We start from the raw sequence: 6,961 nt of genomic DNA on the forward strand, positions 1-6,961 counted from the left end.
GGGGGACCATGATGGCTAATCATTATCCTAATGATAAACTTAAAATATTCTCATTGAATTCAAACCAATCACTTGCACAAGAAGTGGCGGACGAAATTGGACGCCCGCTAGGCAAGTGCTCTGTCAAACGTTTCAGCGATGGAGAAATTCAAATTAACATCGAAGAAAGTATCCGAGGCTGTGATGTCTTCGTCATCCAGTCGACCTCCAAACCAGTCAATGATAACCTGATGGAGCTACTCATCATGATTGACGCTTTAATGCGAGCATCTGCCCGTTCAATCAACGTTGTCATGCCTTACTATGGCTATGCACGTCAAGACCGAAAAGCGCGTTCACGTGAACCGATCACTGCAAAATTGGTAGCAAACCTGCTTGAGAAAGCTGGAGCTGACAGAGTTATTGCGATCGATCTACATGCACCACAAATTCAAGGATTCTTTGACATTCCGATCGATCACCTAGTAGCAGAACCGATCCTTACTGAATATTTCAAAGGGAAAGGTCTTGAAGGAGACGATCTTGTTATCGTATCTCCGGACCATGGTGGCGTTACAAGAGCTCGTAAAATGGCAGATCGCATGAAAGCGCCAATCGCAATCATCGACAAGCGTCGTCCACGCCCGAACGTAGCTGAAGTAATGAACATTGTCGGAAATGTAGAAGGTAAAACAGCGATTCTAATCGACGATATTATTGATACAGCTGGCACGATTACAATCGCAGCGAACGCGATTATCGAAAGCGGCGCAAAGGAAGTGTACGCTTGCTGTACACATCCGGTGTTATCCGGACCTGCAATCGAGCGAATCGACAATTCACGTATTAAGGAATTGATCATTACGAACTCCATCGAATTGCCGGAAGACAAAAAGTCTCCAAAAATCAAACAACTATCGATTGCCAAATTACTTGGCGAGGCAGTTATCCGTGTGTTTGAAAAGAAATCTGTCAGCACACTGTTTGAATAAGCAAGCAAGTTAGTTTAACGTCGTCTGTTTTTGGGTATTTCAAGAGAATAGAATAACTTTTTCAAGGAAAGGTGACTAAACAAATGAGTACAGCCATTCAGTCGAAATCGAGAGAAGTAAAGACAAGATCAGCACTATCAGCACTTAGAAACGAAGGGTTCATCCCTTCCGTCGTTTATGGATATAAAACAGAATCTACCCCGATTGCAGTAAGCGAACGCGATCTGTTATTCACATTGCGTGAAACAGGCCGTAACGGTGTTATTAAGCTTAACGTTGACGGGAAAGACTTGAATGTCGTTCTAAACGACTATCAAGCCGATGCACTTAAAGGTGATATCCGTCACGCAGACTTCCTGGCGATTAACATGACTGAAGAACTTGAAGTTGAAGTTTCAGTCAATCTCGTTGGTCAATCTGTTGGTGAAAAAGAAGGCGGCACAGTACAACAGCCAAACTTTGAAGTACTTATCAAAGTTAAACCTTCCGACATCCCTGAATCATTTGACGTTGATGTATCAGGTCTTGGGATCGGTGATTCCATTACTGTTGGAGACATTAGAGACAAATCCAAGTTTGAAATATTGAATGACGATAACCACAGTCTTGTACTGATTTCTGCACCACGTACGGAAGCAGAAATGGAAGAGCTTGAAGGGGATGCAGAAACAACGGATGCAGAACCTGAAGTAATCGGCGAAGATAACAAAGAATAATACTAGTTATTAAGGAGCGCACATTTCCATCGTGCGCCCTTTTTATCATTGTATTAGGTAAAGGAAGAGACACTCATGAAAATGATTATTGGACTCGGCAATCCAGGCAAGCAATACGATAAGACACGTCATAACATAGGGTTTCATGTCATCGATGAACTGGCAGACCGGTTGAACGCACCCGCTGGACAGATGAAGTTCAATGGTGCCTACACAGTCATCCACCGGCCTGAAGGCAAAGTGATGCTCGTCAAGCCGTTGACATACATGAATCTGTCCGGCGAATGTGTCGGACCTCTCATGGATTATTACGATGTCGATCTTGAAGATATTGTCGTGCTATATGATGATTTGGATCTTGCTCCAGGCAAGTTGCGACTCCGTCAAAAAGGGAGTGCTGGCGGACATAACGGTATGAAGTCGTTAATTGCCCATCTTGGTTCAGATACATTCAACCGTATTCGTATTGGTGTAGGCCGTCCGACAAACGGCATGAAAGTATCGGATTATGTATTATCCAATTTTACAAAAGACGAACAGCCTTTGCTGGATGATATGGTGAAGAAAAGTGCAGCTGCTTGTATCGACTGGTTGGATCGACCATTTTTAGATGTCATGAACAACTATAATGGATCTTAACGAATAATTGATCATTCATTAGCCTATACTTTGTTAAAAAGGGTAGATGATACGTTATGAATATCCGTTATTCATGCAGGCATTGTAATACGGAGGTAGGCTCCATTCCTTTCGGCTCTGCAGGTGAAATTATCCAGCAGTTGCAAGAAACTGAGAAACAAGACAAGCATGAGCATTTTTTAGAGTACAATGAAGATGGATCATTGACAGTCAGATGCATCTGCGAGCAGTGTGAACAGTCATTGACGATGTTTCCCGACTACTATGCATTGAAGAAGTGGTTGCAATAGAGCTCTTTGCTTTGGCGTTTTACGGCGCGCAAAGCTTTTTTCACTTCAATTTATTTACTATAAAGCGAGGAATATGATCATTGGATGCCCTCATAGATTTATTTATAAAAGAAAAAGAGATTCATAAAGTTATTGGCGAATTACAAGCGGGACAGGACCGTCAATTGCTCACTGGCCTTTCAGGCGGAGCGAAGGCCGTCTTTTTTAAGGCTGTCCACGAATCAGCCGATCAGCCGATTCTCATTGTCACGGCTAACATGCTGCAAGCACAACGTACATACGAAGACTTGGTGAAGATGCTTGATGAGTCACTTGTTCATCTATATTCGGCAGAAGAATTAATCGCTGCCGATTTTTCCGTGTCCAGTTTTGATCTGCGCTCCAGTCGTATCGACACGCTCGATCATATGGCGCGTGTTGGAAAAGGAATTTACATCACACCTGTCGCTGGCATGAAAAAATTACTGCCTTCAAAAGAAAAATGGTTGAATAATTACTTATCGACGAAGCTCGATGACAGCATTGATGTTGAGCAATGGGTGCTGAAACTCGTGCAGATGGGTTATACAAGACAGGAAATGGTCACAGCACCTGGAGATTTTGCACTTCGTGGTGGAATTCTGGACATCTATCCATTGACGACGGAGCATCCCGTCAGAATCGAGCTGTTCGATACAGATGTCGACTCAATCCGTATGTTCTCCGCAGAAGACCAGCGCTCTAGGGATAAACTGGACGAAGTAACCATTTTACCGGTTACGGAGCATGCCTGGACGGCTTCAGATTTATCACATATCGCAGGGAATGTGGAAGAAGCATTACGTTCCAGTTTGAAGCGATTGAAAAAAGAAGACGTCAAAGAGAACCTGACACAGAACATCTCGCGGGGTATCGATCTTATGAGAAGTGGCATCGTCCCTGAAGGCATGATGAAGTACATGTCATTCGCGGAACAGATTCCGGCGTATTTGGGAGATTATTTTCCCGGGGACGGACTAGTTCTTTTCGATGAAATCGGCCGGATTGTGGAAGTGGCCTCAACACTTGAAAATGAAGAGAAGGAATGGTTCTTGACGCTTCTTGAAGAGGGCAAAATCGTCCATGATGCTAAAATCTCTTTTTCGTTTGATGAAATGCATAAAATGCTTGACCAGCGAAAAGCGTATTTAGCCTTATTCGTCAGAACGGTTCCTGGCATCGTCCTGAAAAAGACCGTTGCATTCTCTTGCAAGCCGATGCAGGAATTCCATGGGCAGATGAACTTGCTGGCGAACGAAATGGAAAGATGGAAACAAGGGAAGTTCAACGTCTTCATCGTTGCAGACGGCAAGGAGCGGATAAAGGAAGTCCAATCCATCCTGCAAGATTACGAGATGACCGCCACTGTTAACGGCAAGCCAACGAGTGAAGGGGTTTTATCCGTCATCGAAGGCGACCTGTCCGCAGGATTTGAACTGCCATTCCAGCGTCTCGCCGTCATTACAGATGCGGAACTATTCAAAGTAAAAGCGAAGCGCAAAGCACGGCCACAAAAGATGACCAATGCCGAACGCATAAAAAGCTATTCGGAAATTAAACCGGGCGATAATATCGTTCACGTCCATCACGGAATAGGGAAGTATTATGGCGTTGTCACTCTTGAAGTAGGTGGCGTTCATAAAGATTACCTCGACATCCGCTATCGCGGGGAGGATAAGCTGTTCGTCCCTGCAGATCAGATCGACCTCATACAGAAATACGTCGCTTCCGGTGAAAAGGAACCGAAACTGCATAAGCTTGGCGGTGCGGAATGGAAAAAGACGAAGAGCAAAGTGTCGTCAGCCGTCAAAGATATTGCAGATGATCTCATTAAGCTATACGCCCAGCGTGAAGCGGAAAAAGGATTTGCATTTTCAGAAGACGATGATCTCATGCATTCCTTTGAGAATGCCTTCCCGTATGATGAAACGGATGACCAGCTCCGCTCCATCGCTGAAGTGAAACGTGATATGGAGCGGGAAAGACCAATGGACCGTTTACTTTGCGGTGATGTCGGATATGGCAAAACGGAAGTGGCCATCCGTTCTGCGTTCAAAGCCGTTGGAGACGGCAAACAAGTGGCCTTCCTCGTACCGACGACCATCTTGGCGCAACAGCATTATGAAACGATGAAGGAACGGTTTTCCGGATTCCCTGTGGAAGTTTCTTTACTGAACCGCTTCCGTACGAAAAAAGAGCAGACCGAAACGTTGAAAGGGTTGAAGGCGGGAACGATTGATGTGGTCGTCGGAACGCACAGACTTCTTTCAAAAGATGTCGTCTATAAAGATTTAGGTCTGTTGATTGTTGATGAAGAGCAACGATTCGGCGTGACACATAAAGAAAAACTGAAACAGTTGAAGACAAATGTGGATGTCCTCACATTGACGGCAACGCCAATACCAAGGACGCTCCATATGTCAATGCTTGGCGTCCGTGACTTATCCGTCATCGAGACACCACCAGCAAACCGTTTTCCTGTCCAGACGTATGTCATGGAACATAATTTCGGACTTGTCCGCGAAGCGATTGAGCGTGAAATGGCGCGTGGTGGACAAACGTTCTATTTGTATAATCGAGTTGAGGATATGATGCGGAAAGTCGATGAAATCAAGCAGCTCGTCCCTGAAGCACGTGTCGCTTTTGCGCACGGACAGATGGGTGAATCGGCACTTGAATCGGTTATCTTAAGTTTCCTTGAAGGTGAATACGATGTGCTCGTCACAACGACAATCATCGAAACGGGCATTGACATCCCGAACGTCAACACGCTTATCGTGCATGACGCGGACCGCATGGGCTTATCACAGTTGTATCAGCTTCGGGGACGAGTCGGGCGATCCAACCGTGTCGCATATAGCTACTTCCTTTATCAGCGCGATAAAGTGTTGACGGAAGTAGCTGAAAACCGTCTGCAGGCCATCAAGGAATTCACGGAACTCGGATCAGGCTTTAAAATTGCCATGCGTGATTTATCTATTCGAGGTGCAGGTAACTTGCTCGGTTCGCAGCAGCACGGCTTCATTGACTCCGTCGGTTTTGACTTGTATTCACAGATGTTGCAGGAAGCGATTGAAGAGAAACAGACGGGCATCGTCAAAGCGGATATCCCGGATGTAGAAATTTCATTACCGATCAATGCGTATTTACCAGATTCATATATCAAAGATGGATTCCAGAAGATCCAGATGTATAAGCGGGTCAAAGCGATTGAAAACGAAGAGGATTATTCCGAGCTCGTCGATGAGATGGTCGACCGTTTCGGCGATCTGCCGCTTGAAGCGGATCTGCTCTTGCGTGTCGGCAGGATTAAGGCCTGGGGTCATATGGCAGGCGTCACCTCCATTAAAAAACAGCGCTCAATTATTGAAATCCGATTGTCACAAGAAGGGACTGCCAAAACAGATGGGGCGAAAGTTGTATCGGATTCGATGAACTTCGGCCGTGCTGTCGGCTTCACGATGGAAGACGGAAAGCTGATGATTACGGTGGATGAACGACATATCGGAAAACAAACGGAATTCGATGTACTGGAAGCAATGATGCGGATTTTACAGGCATCCGTAAAGACGCTAACAGGAACTGATGCCGACTAAAGGTTCTGTTGCATAAAATGTCCAAACATGATGCATACTATATCCGAACGGGAAACGGTACTCAATTTTCGGGAAAGTGAGGCATCATGCATGAAAGCAACAGGAATCGTGCGCAGAATTGATGATTTAGGCAGGGTGGTCATTCCAAAAGAAATCAGGAGGACCCTCCGTATCCGTGAAGGAGATCCGCTTGAAATCTTCACCGACAGGGATGGAGAGGTAATTCTTAAAAAGTACTCCCCCATTTCCGAGCTTGGTCAATTTGCGAGAGAATACGCAGAAACATTATACGAGACACTTGGAACACCAGCCCTCATCAGCGACAGAGATGAAATGATCGCCGTATCAGGGTTATCGAAAAAGGATTATTTAAATCGACAATTGGCTCCGGATGTAGAAGAAATTTTATCAGGCCGCACGATCGTCACGGAAAAACTTGAAAAAACGGTGGAATGGGTACCCGGTCAAACCGAGCAAGTGAAGTCCTACTGCATCGCTCCAATCGTAGCAGGCGGAGACACAATCGGCGCCGTCTATTTACTATCGAAAGTCCACTTCATCGGAGAAGCCGAACAAAAAGCAGCAGAAACAGCTGCACACTTTTTGGCGAAACAGATGGAACAATGAAAAACAGCCTGCACGTACCGGGAAAGATTGATGTGACCCCTAAAAGTTAGAGTTTTATATTACGCAGCTAATTGGCTGGCGTGAAGACGGTACTGAACCGGACT

6 protein-coding genes are annotated in these 6,961 nt (G+C 45.3%); all 6 read left to right on the forward strand.

What is annotated here, in order from left to right; translation table 11 throughout:
* Window positions 1-11: 11 nt before the first annotated feature.
* The 6 genes from H9649_RS15925 (at window position 12) to spoVT (ending at window position 6,857) form a co-directional block, all read left to right on the forward strand.
* On the forward strand, window positions 12-971 hold the full coding sequence (locus H9649_RS15925; RefSeq protein ID WP_191695889.1) for a ribose-phosphate diphosphokinase: 960 nt from the start codon (window positions 12-14) through the stop codon (window positions 969-971).
* Window positions 972-1,054: 83 nt separating this feature from the next.
* A complete protein-coding gene (locus tag H9649_RS15930) occupies window positions 1,055-1,687 on the forward strand; it encodes a 50S ribosomal protein L25/general stress protein Ctc (protein ID WP_191695890.1) in 633 nt (210 codons plus the stop codon).
* Between the two features lie 75 nt (window positions 1,688-1,762).
* Window positions 1,763-2,326, forward strand: a complete 564-nt coding sequence (gene pth, locus H9649_RS15935; RefSeq protein WP_191695891.1) for an aminoacyl-tRNA hydrolase — start codon at window positions 1,763-1,765, stop codon at window positions 2,324-2,326.
* A gap of 56 nt (window positions 2,327-2,382) precedes the next feature.
* Window positions 2,383-2,616 carry an anti-sigma-F factor Fin gene (locus H9649_RS15940; RefSeq protein ID WP_191695892.1) on the forward strand — a complete coding sequence of 78 codons (234 nt, stop codon included), beginning with the start codon at window positions 2,383-2,385 and terminating at the stop codon, window positions 2,614-2,616.
* Window positions 2,617-2,696: 80 nt separating this feature from the next.
* Entirely contained in the window at window positions 2,697-6,230 is a 3,534-nt protein-coding gene (gene mfd / locus H9649_RS15945) for a transcription-repair coupling factor (RefSeq protein ID WP_191695893.1), read from the forward strand.
* Between the two features lie 90 nt (window positions 6,231-6,320).
* Window positions 6,321-6,857: a stage V sporulation protein T gene (spoVT, locus tag H9649_RS15950; RefSeq protein ID WP_191695894.1), complete on the forward strand. Its 537-nt coding sequence runs from the start codon at window positions 6,321-6,323 to the stop codon at window positions 6,855-6,857.
* Window positions 6,858-6,961: the final 104 nt, after the last annotated feature.

The organism is Sporosarcina quadrami (genome assembly GCF_014836615.1).
Taxonomy (GTDB): Bacteria; Bacillota; Bacilli; order Bacillales_A; family Planococcaceae; genus Sporosarcina; species Sporosarcina quadrami.

Excerpts from the sequence above, each read along its gene's own strand:
- H9649_RS15940 (WP_191695892.1), top strand. The coding sequence starts at position 2,383 with ATGAATATCCGTTATTCATGCAGGCATTGTAATACGGAGGTAGGCTCC.
- H9649_RS15925 (WP_191695889.1), top strand. The coding sequence starts at position 12 with ATGGCTAATCATTATCCTAATGATAAACTTAAAATATTCTCATTGAAT.
- pth (WP_191695891.1), top strand. The coding sequence starts at position 1,763 with ATGAAAATGATTATTGGACTCGGCAATCCAGGCAAGCAATACGATAAG.
- spoVT (WP_191695894.1), top strand. The coding sequence starts at position 6,321 with ATGAAAGCAACAGGAATCGTGCGCAGAATTGATGATTTAGGCAGGGTG.
- H9649_RS15930 (WP_191695890.1), top strand. The coding sequence starts at position 1,055 with ATGAGTACAGCCATTCAGTCGAAATCGAGAGAAGTAAAGACAAGATCA.